This is a genomic window from Tissierella pigra, assembly GCF_018917845.1.
Taxonomy (GTDB): domain Bacteria; phylum Bacillota; class Clostridia; order Tissierellales; family Tissierellaceae; genus Tissierella; species Tissierella pigra.
This window is the reverse complement of sequence record NZ_JAHLPJ010000001.1, coordinates 2,244,653-2,265,346: the sequence shown is the minus strand read 5'-3', so window position 1 is coordinate 2,265,346 and position 20,694 is coordinate 2,244,653. Positions and strand designations below refer to the sequence as shown.

At 34.3% G+C, this 20,694-nt stretch carries 24 protein-coding genes; 21 read left to right on the top strand and 3 right to left on the bottom strand.

Translation table 11 applies throughout. The annotated features are described in order from the left end of the window. The first annotated feature begins 23 nt into the window (after positions 1–23). From KQI41_RS11075 to KQI41_RS11015, 13 genes are all read left to right on the top strand, one after another. Positions 24–365: a DUF3852 domain-containing protein gene (locus KQI41_RS11075; RefSeq protein ID WP_216585304.1), complete on the top strand. Its 342-nt coding sequence runs from the start codon at positions 24–26 to the stop codon at positions 363–365. A 71-nt stretch (positions 366–436) separates the two neighbouring features. Beyond that, positions 437–1,339, top strand: coding sequence for a conjugal transfer protein TrbL family protein (locus KQI41_RS11070; RefSeq protein WP_216585303.1), 903 nt, complete (start codon positions 437–439; stop codon positions 1,337–1,339). A 30-nt stretch (positions 1,340–1,369) separates the two neighbouring features. Beyond that, positions 1,370–1,717, top strand: coding sequence for a DUF7768 domain-containing protein (locus KQI41_RS11065; RefSeq protein ID WP_154442994.1), 348 nt, complete (start codon positions 1,370–1,372; stop codon positions 1,715–1,717). A gap of 2 nt (positions 1,718–1,719) precedes the next feature. After that, entirely contained in the window at positions 1,720–2,382 is a 663-nt protein-coding gene (locus tag KQI41_RS11060) for a DNA cytosine methyltransferase (protein WP_216585302.1), read from the top strand. Further along, positions 2,369–3,466, top strand: coding sequence for a DNA cytosine methyltransferase (locus KQI41_RS11055; RefSeq protein WP_216585301.1), 1,098 nt, complete (start codon positions 2,369–2,371; stop codon positions 3,464–3,466). The genes KQI41_RS11060 and KQI41_RS11055 overlap by 14 nt, the downstream gene beginning before the upstream one ends. 3 nt (positions 3,467–3,469) lie before the next feature. Next, complete coding sequence (locus tag KQI41_RS11050) at positions 3,470–3,727, top strand: hypothetical protein (protein ID WP_154442995.1); 258 nt, start codon at positions 3,470–3,472, stop codon at positions 3,725–3,727. Between the two features lies 1 nt (position 3,728). Further along, a complete protein-coding gene (locus KQI41_RS11045) occupies positions 3,729–4,316 on the top strand; it encodes a hypothetical protein (protein WP_154442996.1) in 588 nt (195 codons plus the stop codon). Positions 4,317–4,439: 123 nt separating this feature from the next. After that, positions 4,440–5,216, top strand: a complete 777-nt coding sequence (locus KQI41_RS11040; protein WP_216585300.1) for a Fic family protein — start codon at positions 4,440–4,442, stop codon at positions 5,214–5,216. Positions 5,217–5,333: 117 nt separating this feature from the next. Further along, a complete protein-coding gene (locus tag KQI41_RS11035) occupies positions 5,334–5,681 on the top strand; it encodes an SH2 domain-containing protein (protein WP_216585299.1) in 348 nt (115 codons plus the stop codon). A 166-nt stretch (positions 5,682–5,847) separates the two neighbouring features. Beyond that, complete coding sequence (locus tag KQI41_RS11030; RefSeq protein WP_216585298.1) at positions 5,848–6,273, top strand: VOC family protein; 426 nt, start codon at positions 5,848–5,850, stop codon at positions 6,271–6,273. Between the two features lie 101 nt (positions 6,274–6,374). Further along, the gene (locus KQI41_RS11025) at positions 6,375–8,228 is read left to right on the top strand and encodes a VirB4 family type IV secretion system protein (protein ID WP_216585297.1); all 1,854 of its coding nucleotides are present in this window, start codon (positions 6,375–6,377) and stop codon (positions 8,226–8,228) included. Beyond that, entirely contained in the window at positions 8,228–8,725 is a 498-nt protein-coding gene (locus KQI41_RS11020) for a hypothetical protein (RefSeq protein ID WP_216585296.1), read from the top strand. The genes KQI41_RS11025 and KQI41_RS11020 overlap by 1 nt, the downstream gene beginning before the upstream one ends. A 12-nt stretch (positions 8,726–8,737) precedes the next feature. Further along, on the top strand, positions 8,738–9,406 hold the full coding sequence (locus tag KQI41_RS11015) for an amidoligase family protein (RefSeq protein ID WP_216585295.1): 669 nt from the start codon (positions 8,738–8,740) through the stop codon (positions 9,404–9,406). Between the two features lie 150 nt (positions 9,407–9,556). Here the strand turns inward: KQI41_RS11015 and KQI41_RS11010 are convergent, their stop codons facing one another. The 3 genes from KQI41_RS11010 to KQI41_RS11000 are packed head-to-tail and all read right to left on the bottom strand — an operon-like array spanning position 9,557 to position 12,916. Next, the gene (locus KQI41_RS11010; RefSeq protein ID WP_216585294.1) at positions 9,557–10,570 is read right to left on the bottom strand and encodes a tyrosine-type recombinase/integrase; all 1,014 of its coding nucleotides are present in this window, start codon (positions 10,568–10,570) and stop codon (positions 9,557–9,559) included. Next, positions 10,557–11,501, bottom strand: a complete 945-nt coding sequence (locus tag KQI41_RS11005; RefSeq protein WP_216585293.1) for a tyrosine-type recombinase/integrase — start codon at positions 11,499–11,501, stop codon at positions 10,557–10,559. Before KQI41_RS11005 ends, KQI41_RS11010 begins: the two co-directional genes overlap by 14 nt. Continuing rightward, positions 11,498–12,916, bottom strand: coding sequence for a tyrosine-type recombinase/integrase (locus KQI41_RS11000; protein WP_216585292.1), 1,419 nt, complete (start codon positions 12,914–12,916; stop codon positions 11,498–11,500). The genes KQI41_RS11005 and KQI41_RS11000 overlap by 4 nt, the downstream gene beginning before the upstream one ends. A gap of 267 nt (positions 12,917–13,183) precedes the next feature. Here KQI41_RS11000 and KQI41_RS10995 point away from each other — a divergent pair, with 267 nt between their 5' ends. From KQI41_RS10995 to KQI41_RS10960, 8 genes are all read left to right on the top strand, one after another. Continuing rightward, on the top strand, positions 13,184–13,516 hold the full coding sequence (locus KQI41_RS10995) for a hypothetical protein (protein WP_216585291.1): 333 nt from the start codon (positions 13,184–13,186) through the stop codon (positions 13,514–13,516). A gap of 10 nt (positions 13,517–13,526) precedes the next feature. Beyond that, positions 13,527–14,063 (top strand): gamma-glutamylcyclotransferase family protein, encoded by a 537-nt coding sequence (locus KQI41_RS10990; RefSeq protein WP_154443029.1) that lies wholly within the window; start codon positions 13,527–13,529, stop codon positions 14,061–14,063. 5 nt (positions 14,064–14,068) lie between these two features. Continuing rightward, positions 14,069–15,157: a M23 family metallopeptidase gene (locus KQI41_RS19130; protein WP_280634053.1), complete on the top strand. Its 1,089-nt coding sequence runs from the start codon at positions 14,069–14,071 to the stop codon at positions 15,155–15,157. Between the two features lie 105 nt (positions 15,158–15,262). Continuing rightward, positions 15,263–15,493, top strand: coding sequence for a DUF3846 domain-containing protein (locus tag KQI41_RS10980; protein ID WP_216585290.1), 231 nt, complete (start codon positions 15,263–15,265; stop codon positions 15,491–15,493). Continuing rightward, entirely contained in the window at positions 15,474–15,728 is a 255-nt protein-coding gene (locus KQI41_RS10975) for a DUF6103 family protein (RefSeq protein ID WP_216585289.1), read from the top strand. Before KQI41_RS10980 ends, KQI41_RS10975 begins: the two co-directional genes overlap by 20 nt. A gap of 409 nt (positions 15,729–16,137) precedes the next feature. Further along, positions 16,138–16,560, top strand: a complete 423-nt coding sequence (locus tag KQI41_RS10970; protein WP_216585288.1) for a hypothetical protein — start codon at positions 16,138–16,140, stop codon at positions 16,558–16,560. A gap of 6 nt (positions 16,561–16,566) precedes the next feature. After that, on the top strand, positions 16,567–19,245 hold the full coding sequence (gene mobP3, locus KQI41_RS10965; protein WP_216585287.1) for a MobP3 family relaxase: 2,679 nt from the start codon (positions 16,567–16,569) through the stop codon (positions 19,243–19,245). Positions 19,246–19,264: 19 nt separating this feature from the next. Next, the gene (locus KQI41_RS10960) at positions 19,265–20,677 is read left to right on the top strand and encodes a toprim domain-containing protein (RefSeq protein WP_216585286.1); all 1,413 of its coding nucleotides are present in this window, start codon (positions 19,265–19,267) and stop codon (positions 20,675–20,677) included. Positions 20,678–20,694 lie beyond the last annotated feature (17 nt).

Here is a 20,694-nt window from a genome sequence, read left to right as displayed (position 1 = left end):
ACAGAAAGAGAAAGGTGGATTTTATGAAGAGATATAAGAGAAGTACATTAGCTATATGCATAGTATTAATGTTTACTTTAATGTTTAGTACTACAGCTTTTGCTGCAGGTTCGGGAGATGTAGCAGGTGCAATCGAGGGTACTTGGAAAGATGCATCCGGACAAATTAAGACTGTAGTAAATAAAGTTGTGTTTCCTGCAATAGATCTTATTTTAGCAGTGTTTTTCTTTGCTAAACTCGGTATGGCTTATTTTGATTATCGAAAACATGGACAATTTGAATGGGCGGCACCTGCAATCTTATTTGCATGTCTAGTATTCACCCTAACAGCACCAAAATATATTTGGACTATCCTTGGGATGTAAATTGTTTTTGAAAGGCATATGACATAAAAAACCATATGTCTTTTTTGGTTATATGAAAGTAGGTGATGAAAATGTTTATATGGGATTTCATATTGGGCGATGTGATGGATCAAATCATAGACTGGATTTATAGTCAGCTTATAGGTTTTCTTGCTGACTTTTTTGCTCAGATGGGAAATATGGGAGTAGAACTCTTTGATATGAGTTGGGTACAATCTATTGTTTTGTTTTTCTCCTATCTTGCTTGGTCACTATATGGAACTGGTCTTGTAGTATCTTGCTTTGAAACAGGTATTGAGTATCAAAATGGTAGGGGAAGTATTAGAGATGCAGCCATAAATTCTATAAAAGGATTTATGGCTGTTAGTTTATTTACCATAGTACCAGTGGAACTATATAAATTATCTATTAATTTACAAGCAAGTTTAACTGCAGGGATAACTGGTTATGGAAGTGGAATAGGTGAACTTGCATCAAACATTATTATAGTATTAAATAATGCAGGGGATGTTACTAGCATTGGCAGTTCAGGAATCTTTGGTGGACTTTCTATAATAACAAGTCCATTTATGGCCCTGTTCATAATTATTCTAATGGGCTATGCAGTTATTAAAGTGTTCTTTGCAAACCTTAAAAGAGGTGGAATTTTATTGATTCAAATAGCAGTTGGAAGTCTTTATATGTTTTCTGCTCCCCGAGGTTATATTGATGGTTTTATTCAATGGTCTAAGCAGATAATCGGTCTATGTCTTACTACATTCTTGCAAGCCACCATACTAACTGCAGGACTTATGGTAGTAAAAGACCATGCATTATTAGGACTTGGTCTCATGTTATCGGCAGGAGAAGTGCCAAGGATTGCTGGGGCATTTGGACTTGATACATCCACAAAGGCTAATATAATGAGTGCAGTTTATACAGCACAAGCAGCAGTTAATACCACAAAAACTATTGTACAAGCAGTACCGAAATAGTAAGCAATGAAAAAGAAATGGAGGAGTTTTATGAAACTAATATTTATAGCATCTCCCTATGCAGGAGATGTAAAAAAGAATATAGATTATGCAAAAAAGGCTTGCCGATATGTATTAAATAGTGGCAATGCATTTTTTTGTCCCCATCTTCTTTATCCTCAGATTTTAAATGATAATAATCTAGAAGAAAGGAAACTAGGTATTAAAATAGGAAAAGAACTATTAGCAAAATGTGATGAACTGTGGGTATTTGGAGATAATATTTCCAGTGGAATGTTTGAAGAAATTCAGTTTGCAAGGGCAAAAGGGATTCCAGTAAAGAGAATTAGACATTTTGATATAGATATTAAACAGACTCCCTTAAGGTTAGGAATGTAGTAATGATGACCATGGGGAGTCTTTTTGATGGAATAGGAGGATTTCCTCTTGCTGCTGTTAATAATGGAATCATTCCCCTGTGGGCAAGTGAGATAGAATCCTTTCCCATTGAAGTGACGAAAATAAGGTTTCCAGATATGGTTCATGTTGGTGATATAACAAAATTAAAAGGGGATGAATTGCCTCCTGTTGATATTATAACCGGGGGATCACCTTGTCAGGATTTGAGTGTGGCCGGTAAAAGGGCAGGACTTGCAGGTGAGCGTTCAGGATTGTTTATGGAGCAAATTAGAATCACAAAAGAAATGAGGTGTAAAGATGGGAGAGAAGGAAAAGCAAATCACCTTATCAGACCTCGATACTTCGTTTGGGAAAATGTCCCTGGAGCATTCTCAAGTGCAGGAGGGGAAGACTTTAAGGCGGTCCTCGAAGAAACCGCAAGAATTGCAGACAGCAATGTATCTATACCTAGACCTGCGGGAGGGATATGGAAACCTGCTGGGTGCATATTGGGATATGAATTCACCATTGCTTGGAGAGTTCTCGATGCTCAATACTGGGGTGTCGCCCAAAGGCGTAAAAGAATCTTTCTTGTGGCAGATTTTGGAGGACACACCGCTCCAAAAATATTATTTGAGCAAGAAAGCTTGTTTGGGAATACTTAGAAGGGCAAAGTTAAGAGGTAAGGAACTGCCAAAACAATTAAAAACGGCTTTGGAGATTCAAGCAGGGATTAAGGGAATAGAACAAGGCTTTAACAAGGATATGCCCATTGAATACAAGGCATATCACATTAATCAGCGTAATGAGGGAATTGATTTAAATGGAATATCAGGAGCATTGATGGCAACACAAAATATGCAGATGCAGACATTTATTGCAGACATTGCAGAACCCATGCTATGCCTTAATGATCAGGGTGGTAATCGAATGGATATAACAGAGAATATTACTTCCACGTTACGAGCTAGCATGGGTGGAAATTTGCCTATAGTCATGGAAACTCAGCAAGGTAATGCGGAAATTTGTGTTGATCTTTGTCCCACTACTACATCTTCAGCAGGTACAAGTGGTAACAATCAACCAGTTCTATTCGATAACCACGGGAGGGATTGCAGATACAATGGTCCCTTAAAAGTAGCACCTACAATTGCAGCCACCTATGGAACAGGTGGAAATAATGTTCCTTTGGTATCAAAACATATTGACCAAGAAAGCTATTGCATTGCAGGAAACATTATAGATAGGAAAGAACATAATGGTGGAAATGGGTGTGGATTTCAAGAAGATATTAGCTACACCCTTACTACAAGCGACATCCATGCTGTTTGTTTTCCACCTAAAACATATCAAGATATAGTAGGTACATTGTGTGTAGGGGATGAAAAAGGCATTGGTAATCAATATGTAAGTCAGGATAAGTGTATTGTAGATTGTGAGGAGATGATATTTGGGCAATCAGCATTTGCTAACTATAAAGAAGGTTGTGCAACTCTAAGAGCAGGAGGTGGAGATAATGGTGGAGGAAGTGAGAATCTGGTAACTACAAGAAATCTAGTTCGTAGACTTACTCCATTGGAATGTGAAAGACTTCAAGGCTTTCCAGATGGATGGACTAACATTGAAAAGGCATCAGATAGTGCAAGATATAAGGCATTAGGTAATAGTGTAGCAATCCCTTGTGTAGATTTTATTATGCAGGGGATTGCTTATTTTCTAAGAAAGTTTAAAGAAGAGGGGACTGAGTAAAGGATGTATATGTATCCAGATAATTTAAAAGCTAAAGCAACATTATGGCTATGGGAACTTAAGGACATTGGAGTAATTGGAATAGGACTTCTTGTTTCTGTATTTGCTTTAGTACAGCTAGGATTTATGCCACCAATTGTAATAACAGCAGTTTATGCTTTTTTAACCATACAATTTGAAGGTACAAGCATACTAAACTTTATTCAATATGCTTGTGCCTTCTTTATTTTAAAACAGCAAGTATTTGAATGGAGGTTATAAAATGAGTATAAAGCAGAGAAAAAGGGAAAAACAAAGGCAGTCCACAAGGGAACTTATAGGGATAGATGAAATTACAGATTTTAGTACTAAGACTCCTTATGGGGAATTAGTATACTTTATAATCCACCCAACTAATATATCAGTATTATCAGATGAAAATATAGGAGCTAGAATTTATGCTCTTATGACAGTTCTAAAAGGAATAGCTGAAATAGAAATGCTATGCCTCAATTCAAAGGAAAATTTTGAGGATAATAAGCAATATTTAAAAAGAAGAATGGAGATGGAACAAAATCCTGTTATAAGAAAACTGTTACAACAAGATAGCACTAATCTTGATAGAATGCAAGTACAGATGGCAACTGCCCGAGAGTTTCTAATTATTATTCGTCTTAAAGATGAAAAGGAATCAAATGTGTTTCCTTATCTTTCAAGGATAGAAAAAAATTTAAAGGATCAAGGATTTGTAGCTAGAAGAGCAGATAATGCAGATATCAAAAGATTCCTTGGAGTATATTATGAGCAGAATGTAACAACGGAAAGATATGAAGACTATGATGGGGAAAGATGGGTAATTTTCAATGATTAAATAAAGTAAAGACAGAAAATATGAGTTTATTTGATAAATGGTATATGGTACAATTGGTATAATTAAAGGATTATGAAAACTATACTATATCTATATAAAAATATATAAAAAGGGAGTGAAATGATGGAAGGCATTGAAAAATTGGATTTATATCAAAATACCATTAATGAGTTAAGACCATTTGAAGGTGAAATGCTAAAGCAGATAAAAGACTTTTATCGTGTTGGATTAACATGGACATCAAATGCACTAGAGGGGAATTCTTTGACTGAAAGTGAAACAAAAGTTTTAATAGAAGATGGATTAACGGTTGGGGGAAGACCTCTAAGAGATATGTTTGAAGCCGTAGATCATGCAAAAGCATATGACTATATGTTTACTTTGCTTGAGAATAAAGAAATCATAGAGAAAGACATCCTTTATCTGCATAAACTGTTTTATCAAAATATTGAGGAAAAGTTTGCAGGAAGATATCGTGACATTCCTGTATTTATCACAGGATCTAACTATCCGGTTACCAAAGTAGAAAATATTCAAAGTGAAATAGAGGATTTATGTAAATGGATAAAGACAGAAAGAAAAAAATATCATCCAGTAGAATTTGCAGCACTGCTTCATAAAAAGTTTGTATTTATCCATCCTTTTAAAGATGGTAATGGGCGAGTGGCTAGACTATTAATGAATACAGCACTGATACAAGATGGATATTTGCCAGCACTAATTCCCCCAATTTTACGAAGTGAGTATATTTCACTCCTAGAAAAAGCACATGAAGATGATAAACCATTTATTAACTTTATAGCTGAAAGAGAATTGGAATCACAAAAGGATTTTTTACGACTTCTTCATATACCACTGCCTAAGCTAAAGCAAGATAATGGTGAAATGAAGATGGAATAATAATGTATCCCGGATTAATGCGAACTAGGAAAGATTATATAAGACGTAGATAAATAGGAATTTGTCGGACAGTTTTGGGCCAAAGGCTATTTATGTTTTATGATGGAGGAAAAATAAATGTTTAATGAAATTTGCATATATGAGGCAAAAATTGAAAAACAAGATGAAATCGAACAACTTATGAAAGAGGTTGCCTACTTTTATATGGAACAGGACGGCGTGATGGAGGTTCGATATATTAAACGTACTCATCGACAAAAAGATTTTAATGCTGTGAAAGAAGGCGATTTACCTGTTCGTCTAACTCGCCATGTAGGTAAAATAACTTATGTCTTACACTGGACAGTTAGAGATGAGGAAACTCATGCCCGTGTTTCTAAGCTTGGTCTGGAGCGTTTTTACAAACGTTGGAATCGTTGTTTGACTACTATGCCAAAAATTATTTTAGGGGAAAATATTGTTTAGATAACGAGCATAATGAGTAGGCATCTTATGGGAGCACTACAAATTCCAATTTATAGTTGAGATTATGAATATAACGCCAATGTTTGATATTACGAACTACTGGCTATATATACATCTACACTTATCGACAAAAAGGAATTTAATGAGAATATGAAAGGGTGGTAAAATGACTATAATCACACCAAATTTTAATTTTGCAGGTCGTTGTGAAGAAGCAATTGTACTGTATCAAAAGGCTTTTGACGCAAGGATTGGTTGTTTATTACGATATTCCGACGCCAATAAGTCTGATTGGGATAAAAAATTAACCTCAGAGCAAGAAAACTATATATATCACGCAGAGCTTTTTATTGGCGACCAAAGGATTATGATGTGTGACAATATGGATGTTAACTTTGTGAAAAGTACGGCTCTTTCACTGACTGTCACATTCGATACAAAGGAAGAAGTAAAACAGGCATATGGTGTTTTACGGGAGGACAGCGAGACAATTTATCAGATGCAGAGCACGACTTATAGTTCTTGTATGGTTGTATTTATCGACAAATTTGGTTTCCGATGGGGATTGATGACGGAACAAACAGACCGATAAATTCCAATTTATCGATGAAATTATGGAGCAATCTTAAGGACAAACTTTATATATTATTTTATATGTTACCAAACCTTGCACTAATGTGTAGGGTTTTTTTAATGTCAAAAAAGAAAGAGAGGCAAAGAAATACAATGGTAAAAAAGAAATCACCAATCATAGAAGATGAAAAAATAAAAAGCTTTATAGATATGATTGCCCCTTCTATCATTAAATTTAACACTGACCACTTTATTTGTGGGAACACCTATCGGTGTGTATGGGCATTAAGAGAATATCCTACAAGTACAAATGAACAGGCAATCCTCCGTCATCTTGGAGAAAAAGATGGGGTTACACTTAGAATCTATACAAGGCAAGTAACTCCAAATGAAGAAAAGAAAATTATCCATAATGCAGCCAATAAAAACAGGATGAATACTTCAAATACAAATGATTTACAACAGACTGTAACAGCGGAAAGTAATCTACAAGATGTGGTAACACTAGTATCTACTATGCATAGAAATAGGGAGCCACTATTTCATTGTGCAGTATATATTGAACTTATTGCCAATGATTATGAGGAATTAAAACTACTCCAAACAGATGTATTAACCGAACTTGTAAGAAGTAAATTAAATGTAGATAGGCTAATGCTTCGTCAGCAGCAAGGATTTTTATGTGTAGGTCCAACCGGAAGAAATGTATTTGCTACTCAATATGAGAGGGTACTACCAGCATCTTCTGTAGCTAATCTCTATCCTTTTAACTACTCAGGTAAAACAGATACTAATGGATTTTATCTAGGAAGAGATAAGTTTGGTTCAAATATTATTGTAGATTTTGATAAAAGGGATGATGATAAAACTAACCCCTGTATTCTGATTTTAGGAAATTCAGGGCAGGGAAAAAGTTATTTATTAAAGTTAATATTATGTAATATTTTAGAATCAGGAAAGAATGTAATATGCCTAGATCCTGAGCATGAATATGTTGAATTAGCTGAAAACATAGGTGGATGCTTTGTAGATTTAATGAGTGGAGAATATATGATTAATCCACTAGAACCTAAAACTTGGGATGAAGAAGGAAGCCCACGTGACAATGATGCCCCTCTTGCATTTAGACAATCAACTAAATTAAGTCAACATATTAGTTTTTTAAAGGACTTTTTCCGTTCATATAAAGACTTTGAAGATAAGCATATTGATGTAATAGAAATTATGCTTGGAAAACTTTATACCAAATATAAGATTAGTGATAGCACAGATTTTAGTAGGCTAGAATCTACGGACTATCCTATTTTATCAGACTTTTATTTATTAATAGAGGAAGAATACAAAGGTTATGATAATGAAAAGTACCAACTCTATACTAAAGAATTATTACAAGAAATACTCCTTGGACTTCATTCCATGTGCCAAGGGGCAGAGAGTAAATTCTTTAATGGACACACTAATATAAGATCAGATAGATTTATTGTATTTGGAGTTAAAGGCTTACTTCAAGCTAGTAAAAATGTTAAAAATGCCTTATTATTTAATGTATTATCCTTTATGTCAGATAAGCTACTAACAGAAGGAAATACAGCAGCAGGAATTGATGAGCTTTATTTATTCCTAACAAACCTTACAGCAATTGAATATATTCGTAACTTTATGAAGCGAGTGCGAAAGAAAGAATCAGCAGTTATCCTTAGCAGCCAAAACCTTGAAGACTTCAACATTGAAGGAATTAGGGAGCTGACAAAGCCACTGTTTTCTATTCCGGCACACGCTTTTTTATTTAATGCAGGAAATATTGATAAGCAGTTTTATATGGATACCTTACAGCTTGAGGAATCAGAATATAATCTAATTAAATTTCCACAGAGGGGAGTGTGTTTATATAAATGTGGTAATGAACGTTACAATCTAGCAGTTCATGCTCCAGAATATAAAGAAAAGTTATTTGGAAAGGCAGGCGGCAGATAGTGATATTTGATAAAATTGAATCTTTTAGAAATCAAAAGCAAGGCATTATAGAGGATTTAAGGGTGTGCATTAGTTATACTCCAAATAAAGATAATGATCTTCTATGTTTTATGGAGCAATATTTAAAGGCAGAAAAAAAGAATAGGGTCAAGATACTAAAGGAAATAAAGAAATGTATCAATGGAGAAGAATATGAAAATCCATTCCTAGCCTATAATTATTATGATGAAAAAGATATTAAAGAACTAGATAATATTTTAGATGGATTTATTAATAAACTAAGGGTTATTAGCAAAGCATCTAATGATTTAGATGAGGAAGTAGAAAAGATTATTGCAGATACTATTTTTAAAATCAATGAAATTCATGATAAATGTTATGGGGAATTAATAGATTCTTGGAGAAGTATAAGGCTTATAGAATTGATAGTTAGTTCAGCAAAATATGTAGGATACGAAAATGCCATAGATATTTTAAATGAAAAAAGACTATGGTAAGGTGGTGCGGACATGGATCTTAGGGAGCAAAAGTTTGGTGTAGAAGTAGAAATGACAGGTATCACAAGAAAAAGAGCAGCACAGGTTATAGGCGAATATTTAAATGGTAGAGTAAATTATGTGGGAGGGGGATATGGAAATTATACTGTAACAGATAATCAAAACAGGAAATGGCAGCTTGTAAGAGATGCCAGTATTACCTGTCAAAAGAAAATAGGAAATCGAAAGCAAATAGCAGATAGCGAGTATAGTGTTGAATTAGTAAGTCCTATATGTTTTTATGAAGACATAGAAAATATCCAGGAGATGATAAGAGAATTAAGAAGGGCTGGGGCATTTTGCAATAAATCCTGTGGAATTCATATCCACATAAATGCGGCTCCCTTTAAGGCTTATCAAATTAGAAATCTTGTAAATATTATAGCATCAAAAGAAGATATGATATATAAAGCATTAAAGGTAGATTCGGAAAGGGAAAGGAGGTATTGCAGAAAGATAGATAAGGATTTCTTAGAAGAACTAAATAAAAAGAAGCCTAAAACAATAAGTGGAGTACAAAATCTCTGGTATAAGGGGAGGGATGGAAGTCATGAGCATTACCATGACAGCAGGTATAGGTGCTTAAATTTACATTCTGTATTCCAAAAAGGTACAATAGAATTTCGTGCTTATGTGCAGTAAAATATTATGTTTAGTTTATTCGGGAACCTATTAAAATTAGAAGGTTTCTCCACTTATCACTAAACATAATATTTCCAGTTATACTTATCCTGTTGTAATAACTATAGCTAATTGTAGCCCTAAGAAATAACAATTACTGCACATAATACCTCACTTAATTCCAAGTGTATTAAGAAAATCCCTAACTTCATCTGTTGGGTTCCAGGTATAACCTTTATCAGACTTAGAAATTCCACTGTTTTCTAATGTCTTCCGTTTCATTTTAATATCTGCCTCAATATATCCATGTGTAGTATCTAAATGAACATGTCCTAGCCACATTCGGATGAGGTTTAGGTCAGTACCTGATTGAAGTAAATGCATTGCAGTTGTATGCCTAATTGTATGAGGTGATATTTTTCTGCCCTGTAAAGTTGAGCATTCTTTTGCTGCGTTACTTGAAGCTGTAGCCAATATATAAGAAATTCCACTCCTAGTTAGAGGTTCCTTTTTCCTATTCAAGAAAAGTTTTTGTTCTGGGTCAAGTTTTTCTTTAGCCATTAATTGACTTAATAATTTTGCTGTTTCTGGCCAGATTGGAACAATACGGTCTTTACTTGATTTTCCATGAATAAGTATTTGATTTGTACCTACATCCTTACATTTTATCGATATTATCTCTGAAACACGGGCTCCAACATTATACATTAGCATAAAGAGAGCATAATTTCTGAATCCATCTGGGGTACTGCGATTAAAGGTGGAAAGGATACAGTTCATCTCTTCATCAGTAAGATAACCAAGCATTTTTTTCTCATAATTCTTTGCTGGTATGGATAAAACCCGTTCAAACTGAGCCATATATTTTGGTTCATATAAAATTACATGGCTAGCAAAAGCACGGATAGCAGCTCTGCGTTGATTCCTTGTGTTGATACTGCATTTTCGTTGTGTTTCAAGATGATTTAGAAAATCAAGAATTACCTCAGCTGTAACCATATCAATGGTCAGTCGGGTTATAGATATCTCTTTTTCAGATACTAAATAATTAAGCAATAATCGCCATGTATCCCGATAACTATTGATTGTATTTTGTGATACATTTTGTTGTTGAATTAATCTTTTATTAAAGAAACTTTCCAGCATTTCACCCAGACTTATAGGTTTAGTTTCACGCATTGCCATTACCTCCAAATTGAAAAGACTTTGAGCCTTTTGCCATAAGCTCAGCACTAGCATTTAAATAGTAAGTAGTATCCTCAAAATGAGCATGACCCATATATATTGAAAGCATAGGGAGTTGCTCGTGAAAATCGGAATCTTCTTCATACCATTTAAGCATGCGATTAACTGCAAAGGTGTGTCTAAGATCATGGGTTCTGGAATTACGGTGTTCTGTACGGATTCCAGCCTCACGGACTAATTGAAGGAATGTAGTATTAAAAGTACTATATGCTAGTCTATCATTGCGTGTACTTAAGAAGAATGCTTGACCCTTGGGGTTCGGAGAATAATGATCCCTTAACTTTAGGTATCGCTTTAAAACCTCAACAGCTGTTGGATGTATTGGGACATATCTTGATTTTTTAAACTTAGTATTTTGGATAAACAAGACTCCATTTTCCAAATCTACATCACTTATATCTAATCTTAGAGCTTCACCTATACGCAAACCCGTACAATAAATAAGTCCTATAATTGCTTGGAAACTATGTGACCTTATTGAGTCTTTAGGGTTTAAATCAGCAGCTAAGGATAAGACTTTTTCAATATCAGAGATTGTATATAAATAAGGTATACGACGTCCTTGACTACGTGCTTTAGGATGAGCTGGTATATTTTCTCCTGTCCCTTTTATAGCACAGTAATCTAAAAATCCACGTATTATACGATGTCGTTTTTCATATTGGCTGTTGCTAAGGTCTTGCTTGCTATAAACGAAAGATTCAACAGTATCAGAATTGATAACTGCAGTTTCTGTATGTTCTAGAAAACGATCAAATTCTTTTAAAATAGTAGTTTCTACACGAAAGGAGCGGCCATTATCCACCATAAACTTAGTATATTCAGATAGGTTATCAGCATTGAAGCTGTTAAAATCAGGCGCCTTTTTCATATAACGCACACCTCCTCCCAACAAGGAAATGGTAGGGCGATATCTTTTAAACGTTCAATCTGAACCTTTGCATAAATACCAGTAGTCTCAATACTTGTATGCCCAAGAATATCAGCTGTTTCCTTGAAAGATGCCCCATTATTTACCAAGTGTGTTGCTAGTGAATGCCTTAGAAGATGGGTTCCATATGATGGTACTTTAATGTCTAATTGCTCTATATATTGGCGAACAACACTTCCAAGTGAAGATGAATTTTTAAGGGGATTATATGGTCTTACAGTCCTAAGAATTAACTCAGATTGTTGCCTTTCTGGTCTAACACGAAAATAATCAACGATGGCATCAGCAATCTCATTTGTAATTGGCAAACAACGCCCCCTGTGGCTCTTTGTCTTATGGATTAACAGTTCGCCTTTTGTTAAAGAAATATCCTCCAATTTAATTTGTATTATTTCATTTGCTCTAAGACCAAGTTGTAGCATTAATAAAAGTGTTAGATAATCTCGCTTTCCTTTTACAGTTTCTCTATCTGGTGCAGAAAGTAGCAACAGGGCTGTTTCATATGGGATATGCTTAGGTATACTTGCTAACTTCCATTCCTTTAGTTTGTAAACAGCAGGTGTCAAATCATCTTGTATTATTCGTTCCCAACGTAAAAAACGTAGGAATCCACGAAGACAAGATGTTACGGTCTTGCGATAATCGTTGGAGTAGCCGTATTCATTGCACATCTCTTGGAACTTTAAAATATCCTGTGTAGCCAAAGATGAGAGTTGGAAATCAGAGCCATGTTCTTCGTATATCCATTTAAGAAATAGCATTGCTTTTAGCCTATGAACATCACGTGTTTTCTTAGAAAGACCGAATAAACTATCTAAATACTCATCGTATTGAAGTATGATGCCACCCATACTTTTAGGCAAGTTGTTCATAATCAGAACTTGGCTTGCAATATCAGTTCTTGGTGGGGTAGGCTTGCCTGATTCTGATTTTATTGGAGGATAAGGTTTTAATGGTTTAAAAGGTTGAGGATTCTTTGGTATGAGGCTGTTTTCAATTAAATCTGCTGGTGATGGAATTATCTTAGATTCACTTAAAAAATTTAGTACTTGCCATACACCACGTATTGTGGAATGATATTTCCCTTTGTTTAGACGTTCACAAGAACAATTAGGGAGATGCTCATTTACAAATTGACAGGCAAAAGTCTCATTGAATAGTGATAAATCATTAATGCTTTGCCATAAAGCAAATCGGCTAAGATGTGCTGCTGCACGAAGATATTCCCTCGTGGTATTTTGTGAGAACTCTTGCTCGTGGAGATATTTAGCATATTCCTCCATCTTTTGACCAAGAATTCCACAGTTTGACAGTCTGTAAATTGTACGTGAATCTATAAAATAGTTTTCTAACATGATATTACCTCCTGGGTTAACATTATTATGTGGAGTAAGATTTACTCGACTAATGTTATTGTTTCCAGTATCTGTCAAGATAATACCATATAGATAAAATATTATGTTCAGTAAAAACAGCCTTAACTGCTGTGTTTTCAACATTTCTTTTCTATTGCTAACATAATATTTTACTGCACATAAGCACGATTATGTCTAGCTAAACATAATCGTGCCTTTAATGGATCACTCCATGCAGGAAAACTTAAGGCTTACCTGCAGTTTTGTATGGCAATTACAGCTCAAGCCTATAATCAAAGGTCTGCAAGTCCAAGAAAAACTGTATCAGAAAATGAGAAATATACATTTAGGGGATGGCTTTTAAGACTCAACTTAATTGGAGATGAATTTAAAACAGCGAGACAACATCTTCTAGATAATCTAGAAGGAAATATTGCTTGGAAGTCACCAGAGCAAGCTGAGGCTCAAAAAGAAAGACTTAGACAAAAGCGAGAATTAGAACTTTTAGAGCAAGAAGGAAGAGAAGAATTAGAAAATAATGATATGGAAATAGATGAGCAGGAGGAAGATCCTGTTTTTTCTATGTCTATGAATCAATAAGGAGGTCAATATGGAAGAAATAAATATAGATAAGGACTCAATCCATAAATTATATATTGCCTATGGAAGTAACCTAAATTTAAATCAGATGAAGTACCGATGCCCTACTGCAAGGGTTATCGGTGCATCGGAGCTAAAGGACTATGAGCTTGTATTTCGTGGATCAAGACATAGTGCAGTGGCAACTATCGAACCATGTGAAGGTAGTACAGTTCCTGTTTTACTATGGAGTATTCAGCCAAAAGATGAGAAGGCCCTTGATAGATACGAAGGATATCCAAGTTTTTATGGAAAATCTGGAGTGGATATTACTGTAGGTAATCATAAAGCTACAGCAATGGTTTATATAATGACGGAGGGGTATAAGCTTGGAAATCCATCTGGTAATTATCTGAGAACCATAGAAGAAGGCTATATTGATGCAGGATTTGATTTAGATATTTTATATGATGCAGTAGAGAAAACCCTAAGTCAAATAGAGAACTTTGAAGAAATAGAGAAAAATGAACCTGAACAGGGAGATATATTTGGAATGAAATGGTGGTGATATAAATGGCAGACCCTGGATCATTAGGGATTATTGTAAAAACAGCTTTATCTGCCTTATCAGATGAAAGGGTAAGAAAAGGAATAGGGTGGACCATTGCAGCAATCCTATCTCCCTTTATATTAATCATTGTTATTATATGTGCATTGCTTTCAGGAACAACAAATCATAACAACATTGCCTTAGATTTATCATTTAATGGAGGTAGTATGCCAAATAGTATTCCAGAAGACTATAGAGGCCATATTAAAGATATGCGTAATAGCTTTTCCCATATTGATAGTAGAATCACTAAAATAAATAGCCAAATGGATGAAGATGATAGCTTAGACTCAATAAGGGTTAAGGCTATTTTTTATTCGCTGTATTTCGGCGAAAATCATCCTTCAAAAATAGATAAGGCGAAATATGTGGACTGTTTTGTCAACTATGAAGAGCGTAAAAGAACTGTAACGGATGATGAAGGAAATGAACATGAAGAGACATATACAGTGGCTATTCCTATAAAAGACATATCAGAAGTCTATAAAAATATGGAAGATATAATGGGAAGAACTGTGACTTATGAGGATATGGCCAATACTACTGAAATATATTATCGCATACTTTATGGAAGACCTGCTCCTACCTATGGAGAAGAATTTGATAGATTTATTAATGGACTCCCTTTGTCCGAAGAAGAATTTATAGGTGTAGATGATTTTTATTCTCCAGTGGGATCTAACTGGAGGAATGTAGTTACCAGTGAATTTGGTTATAGAAAAGACCCATTTACAGGGCAGACAAAAGGACATGGCGGAATTGATTTAGGATTACCAAAAGGCACACCTATACGATCTGTACTAGATGGAACTGTCCATTTAACTAGATACTCATCAACAGGTTATGGCTATCACATAATGATAGATCATGGCGGTGGATTTATTACCTTATACGCTCATTGTTCCAAGATTTTAGTCAGAGAAGGGCAAAAAGTAAAAGCAGGGGACATCATAGGGGAGGTAGGTTCAACAGGAAGAAGTACAGGGAACCATCTTCATTTTGAAATAAGAGTAAATGGAGAAAAGAAAAACCCAAGAAATTATTTACCATAAAAGGAGGACTCTATGTTAATTACAAAAGGAGTATTTGAAAGAAAAATATCTAAATTTGATACACAAAAACCATTTGAAAATATAAGAATGTAGGAGGATTTATATATGGATAATATAGAAAAGAGAATTCGTATCTTAAAAATTGAGCCACAAAAACTACCTTATGAAAAGGAAATAAGTAATGATTTAGAAGGTATCCAAAAAGAAGTTCAAGGATTATTTGAATGTATTTATCTGGATGATAATTGTATCTTAGTATGTAATGAAGAAGGAAAATTAAATGGAATGGAACTGAATCGAAGGGTGGGTAATGTAAATGAAAAAAGATATTGTTAAGTTAAGTTTTAATGCTGAAAAATTAAGAGCGATAAACCTATATATGGAAAAAAAAGAATTAGACTTAGAAGATGAGCTAATTGATCAACTTCAAAAACTATATGAGAAATATGTTCCAGCCAATGTAAGAGAATATATTGATGAAAAGCAAGAAGAAGCAATGCAGAGAAGAAAACCTAAAAAATCCACCAAAAATCAAGTAGAAGCTAATATGCAATCTATAAAAGAGGAATAAGACAATTTTTGAGGGCGTATTTGCCCTTGTGTGCCATTTAAAAGAGGGACATGGTATGTTTATACCTAATATAAAGTAAATCGAAAGTTGGGGCGAATGTGCCGACTAAGCATAATGAATGTTAAGATGGCTTAACTACTGGCTTTTAGGCGATGTTATTAGAATAATGGGGATGAACCCCCCCTATTGATTTTGGTGCAGGATAAAGGAAGGTGGTCAAAAGATTCCACCTTCCAGTTACATCCCCCGGCAGTGCCGTGGGTTGAAAGGATTAAGGCAGGTGGTCGGAAATAGGATTTTGTGTTGTCACAGGTGGTCGTTATCTACTAAGAACCCCAAAAAACAAAGACTTGGTAGGTGTACCTTGTGGGTGGTCAAGGGAAATAATAGATGTTTGAGGTGTGATAAATTGACAAAGAAAAAGAACTCAGTAAAGGAAAGGACAGCAGTATGGTTATATCCTGAAACAATGGAAGAAATGGATAGTTTACTAGAAAGGGATAATTGCAAAAGCAGAAGTGAATTTATAGATAAAGCTTTAAATTTTTATATGGGATATTTAGTTAGCGAAGATGCTACAGGATATCTATCTAAGATACTAATCTCAGCAATACAAGGAATACTTAAAGAAACAGAAAATAGAAATGCTAATAATTTATTTCGTCTATCAGTTGAAATGAGTATGATGATGAATATACTCGCCGCAGGTTTAGAAATTAGTGAGGAAGAACTTCGTAGTCTTAGGGGAAGATGTGTCCAGCAAGTAAGAAAGACAAGGGGTAAAATATCCATGGAGGAGGCGATAAAGTTTCAGCAAGGAATTGGAGAGTGATAATTTATGCCAAGACTTATTTTAAAGTGTCCTTATCTAAAAGGTGGGAGTGATAAAACATCGGCTCATCTTGAAAACTTAGTAAATTATATTGCTACTCGTGATGGAGTAGAAAAAATTAATATAGAAAATAGAAATTTTTCTTCCACAACAAAACAGGGAGAATTAATATTACAGCTAGTTAAAGAATTTCCAAACACCAAAAATTTATTTGAATATGAAGATTATATTGAGAACCCATCATTAGAAAATGCTTCTGAATTTATTTCCATAGCAATAGAAGAAAACTTTGATAAGATTGGTAAACGGAAAAACTATGTAGATTATATTGCAAATAGACCAAGGGTGGAAAAGATGGGAAAGCATGGTTTATTTACTGGCGGAGATGACAGTCTAGTTCTTAGTAAAATAGCAGATGAAGTTGCAAATCATGAAGGAAATGTTTGGACTCCAATTATTTCTTTAAGGAGAGAAGATGCTGCAAGACTTGGTTTTGATAATGCTGAAAGTTGGCACAATATGCTTTCTTACTATGCCATAGACATAGCTGAATCTTTAAAGATAAAGCCTGAGAACTTTCAGTGGTATGCAGCCTTTCATAATGAGGGTCATCATCCCCATATCCATATGATTTGTTATTCAACAAATCCAAAGGAAGGATATCTAACTAAAAAAGGTATAGAGAAAATGAAATCAGGATTTGTAAAAAATATCTTTGGAGAAGAGCTAAAAGAAATATATATAGAGCAAAGTAAAAGAAGGGATGAATTAAAAGAGGAATCAAGGGAGGTCTTATTAAATTTAATAGCTGAAATGAAAAATAACACCTTCCAAAACAGTAATGTAGAAGAATTGTTTATAGGGTTTGCAGAAAGATTGAAATTTAGCAAAGGAAAGAAACAGTATGGATATTTACAACCAAGGCTTAAAGCTATGGTAGATGAGATTGTAGATGAACTAGCTAAGGATGAAAGGATAAGTAAGGCATATGGCCTATGGTATGAAATGCGTAATGAAGTTCTTAATAGCTACATGGATAATCTGCCAGAGCCTCTGCCATTATCACAACAAAAAGAATTTAAATCAATAAAAAATATGATTATTAAAGAGGCAGATAATTATAACAAGGGAATCTTTTCCTTTGAGGAAATAACCAATGATGACATTGATATTGCTGATGAAGAAATAGATAAAGCAATAGATAATAGAGCTGAAAAAAAAACAGAATTTATTGAGGTAGAAGGTAGCAATTTAGATTTAATTAATGAAATAGAAGTTAGTGATGATATAGATATAGCTGAAGATGTTTATATCAAGTGGAGTGATGATTATAAAAGGGCTTGCAAATTCTTATATGGTACAGATGATGTAGTACAAGATTTTGAGGATGCCTTTTGTTTATTTCAATCTGAAGCTGAAAAAGGAAATGCTCTTGCCATGTTTAATATGGGAAGAATCTTTGCAGATGGTCTTGGTGTAGAAATTGATATGGAAGAATCATATGCATGGTATGAAAAAGCCCTCAATGCCTTTCATAAAGTAGAAGATAAAAAGTCTTGGAAATATACAGAGTATCGTATAGGTAAGATGTATTCACAAGGTCTTGGTACAGAAGAAGATTATGAAAAAGCAGCATACTGGCTTACTCTGTCAGCAAAAGAAAGATATAAGTTTGCTGAATATTCCTTGGGTGGTCTTTATTATGGAGGTCAAGGTGTTGAGCAGAACTATGAAAGAGCCTTTGATCTCTATTTAAAATCTGCAAAGCAGGGTTTTCCATATGCTAATTTTGAAGCAGCAAAGATGTATCGTGACGGAATTGGAACTGATATGAATAAGGAAGAGTCAGATAAATATTTTTATTCTGCCTTTATAGGTTTTAAGAGATTAGAAAAGAAAAGTCATGATGATAAAATTCAATATAGGCTTGGTTGGATGCTTCAGAATGGAATCGGTACAGAGAAAGATATAGGGGAAGCAAAACAGTATTATGAAAAGTCGGCAAAGCTTGGAAATATATTTGCCTGTTATTCTCTTGCAAAATTAATTCTTGCAGAAGAAAACCCGGAACACGAGGAAGTTAAAAAAGCAATTGACTATTTAAAACAGGCATCGGATAGTGGAAATCAATTTGCACAGTATTCTCTTGGAAAACTTTATCTTGATGGGGAATATGTAGATAAAAGTATATTGAAAGCTTTAGAGTTATTTAAGCTATCAGCAAAAGAAGGAAATGAGTATGCAGCATATCAGCTGGGAAAGTTATACCTTAAGGGTGAGGATATACCTAAAGACATCCCATCAGCTGTAAAATGGTTGCTACTATCTGCAGAAAAAGGAAATCAATATGGACAGTATCTATTAGGAAAAATATATTTACTGGGTGAAGATGTGCCAAGGAATAAAGAAGAGGCAATAAAATGGTTTACATTATCTGCCGAGCAAGGGAATGAATATGCTCAGTTTTTCCTAGATAATATGGATAAGTTTTATAACACATCTGTTTCACTTGCAGTATCAAAGATATTTCATCATATGAGTAAGACATTTGAAGATAATGTTCCGTTAAAATCATCAGGAGTTGGAATTAAGGTTGATAGTAAGTTATTAAGAAAGTTAAGAGAAAAGAAGATGGCACAAGGACATAAGAAAGATGACCATGAGCAGCAGAATATTGAATTATAGAATTAAAAGGGAGGTAATAATGTCTACTTACATTCATTTTACAGAGGAACAAAAGAAGAAAGCAAACTCAGTTGATCTAGTGGATTTTCTGGAAAGACAGGGGGAAAAGCTACTACGTTCAGGAAGAGATAAAAGGCTTGCAAGTGACCGTAGTATAACTATTAGAGGGAATAGATGGTATGACCATGAAACAGGAGAAGGTGGTCTAGCAATTGATTTTCTGCAGAACTTTTATGGACTTAGCTTTCCAGATGCAGTAACAAAATTACTTGATGAACAGGGAGAAATAATATATAAAACAGCAGACGTAAAAGAACAGGAGGAAAGAAAGCCCTTTGTTTTACCCCGAAAACATTCTGATATGCGCAGGGTCTTTGCTTATATGACCAAACAAAGGTGTATTAATAGAGATATAGTGAGTTTCTTTGCTAGAAATAAAATGCTATATGAAAGCAGTGAACTCTCTAAAGACAAGACAAAGGAATATCACAACGCTGTATTTGTAGGCTTAGATGAAAATGGAACTCCTCGTCATGGACATAAGCAAGGAATTTATACAAGAGGTAGGAGCTTCAAAGGAAATATAGAAAGCAGTGATCCTTGCTATAGCTTTAATTATATTGGAAAAGGTAACAAGCTTTATGTGTTTGAAGCACCTATTGATATGCTATCCTTTATTACAATATATCAGAGAGATTGGCAGTCACATAGTTATATATCATTGTGCGGAGTGTCTGAACAGGCGATGCTGAAGATGATTGAAATAAATCCCCATCTTAATCATGTAATACTATGTCTGGATTATGATATAGCTGGAATTGAAACCACTGAAAAATTCTATGATATATTAATTGATAGGAAAATAAGATGTGATAAGCTTATGCCTAAATATAAAGATTGGAATGAAGACCTTAAGGCAAGCCTTAATCTTCCTGTAATACCCAGAGAAGAACATCCACATTATCCCCTACGGGATAAAGTTTGTTCAGAGATTTATAGTCTAACATCTGAATTTAAAAGTACAGATGATTCTCTATCAAAATTAAATAAATTATTCCACAGATGTAAAACAAATAATATGGAGCAGATAGTTGAAACATTAAAACAACTATCTGCTTTTTCTTTGCTTTTAGCTGAGAGGGAATATAAACAAATGGAAATTAGCCAAGGCATAGATGCTATCCAAAACAGATTGTATTACGGATTTAAAGCACATGAGAATCGCAGTAGACTCAATAATCGGTTGGATATGATTGGACAGGAAATTTTGAAAATCAGTAGATATGAAGGGATTATTTCTGAAGATGAAAAAATAAATATTGCAAAAGCCTATGAATCAATTGCCCAACATAGTTTAAAGGCAATTATTTTGATTGAACTACAAGAACTAAAGCAGGAACAAAAACAAATAAAAGAGATGGCTATGCAATAGGGACAAGGATGAATACT

Coding starts and splice junctions, on each gene's coding strand:
- KQI41_RS11075 (WP_216585304.1), top strand. CDS start 24: ATGAAGAGATATAAGAGAAGTACATTAGCTATATGCATAGTATTAATG.
- KQI41_RS11070 (WP_216585303.1), top strand. CDS start 437: ATGTTTATATGGGATTTCATATTGGGCGATGTGATGGATCAAATCATA.
- KQI41_RS11065 (WP_154442994.1), top strand. CDS start 1,370: ATGAAACTAATATTTATAGCATCTCCCTATGCAGGAGATGTAAAAAAG.
- KQI41_RS11060 (WP_216585302.1), top strand. CDS start 1,720: ATGATGACCATGGGGAGTCTTTTTGATGGAATAGGAGGATTTCCTCTT.
- KQI41_RS11050 (WP_154442995.1), top strand. CDS start 3,470: ATGTATATGTATCCAGATAATTTAAAAGCTAAAGCAACATTATGGCTA.
- KQI41_RS11045 (WP_154442996.1), top strand. CDS start 3,729: ATGAGTATAAAGCAGAGAAAAAGGGAAAAACAAAGGCAGTCCACAAGG.
- KQI41_RS11040 (WP_216585300.1), top strand. CDS start 4,440: ATGGAAGGCATTGAAAAATTGGATTTATATCAAAATACCATTAATGAG.
- KQI41_RS11035 (WP_216585299.1), top strand. CDS start 5,334: ATGTTTAATGAAATTTGCATATATGAGGCAAAAATTGAAAAACAAGAT.
- KQI41_RS11030 (WP_216585298.1), top strand. CDS start 5,848: ATGACTATAATCACACCAAATTTTAATTTTGCAGGTCGTTGTGAAGAA.
- KQI41_RS11025 (WP_216585297.1), top strand. CDS start 6,375: ATGTCAAAAAAGAAAGAGAGGCAAAGAAATACAATGGTAAAAAAGAAA.
- KQI41_RS11015 (WP_216585295.1), top strand. CDS start 8,738: ATGGATCTTAGGGAGCAAAAGTTTGGTGTAGAAGTAGAAATGACAGGT.
- KQI41_RS11010 (WP_216585294.1), bottom strand. CDS start 10,570: ATGGCAATGCGTGAAACTAAACCTATAAGTCTGGGTGAAATGCTGGAA.
- KQI41_RS11005 (WP_216585293.1), bottom strand. CDS start 11,501: ATGAAAAAGGCGCCTGATTTTAACAGCTTCAATGCTGATAACCTATCT.
- KQI41_RS11000 (WP_216585292.1), bottom strand. CDS start 12,916: ATGTTAGAAAACTATTTTATAGATTCACGTACAATTTACAGACTGTCA.
- KQI41_RS10995 (WP_216585291.1), top strand. CDS start 13,184: ATGGCAATTACAGCTCAAGCCTATAATCAAAGGTCTGCAAGTCCAAGA.
- KQI41_RS10990 (WP_154443029.1), top strand. CDS start 13,527: ATGGAAGAAATAAATATAGATAAGGACTCAATCCATAAATTATATATT.
- KQI41_RS19130 (WP_280634053.1), top strand. CDS start 14,069: ATGGCAGACCCTGGATCATTAGGGATTATTGTAAAAACAGCTTTATCT.
- KQI41_RS10980 (WP_216585290.1), top strand. CDS start 15,263: ATGGATAATATAGAAAAGAGAATTCGTATCTTAAAAATTGAGCCACAA.
- KQI41_RS10975 (WP_216585289.1), top strand. CDS start 15,474: ATGAAAAAAGATATTGTTAAGTTAAGTTTTAATGCTGAAAAATTAAGA.
- mobP3 (WP_216585287.1), top strand. CDS start 16,567: ATGCCAAGACTTATTTTAAAGTGTCCTTATCTAAAAGGTGGGAGTGAT.
- KQI41_RS10960 (WP_216585286.1), top strand. CDS start 19,265: ATGTCTACTTACATTCATTTTACAGAGGAACAAAAGAAGAAAGCAAAC.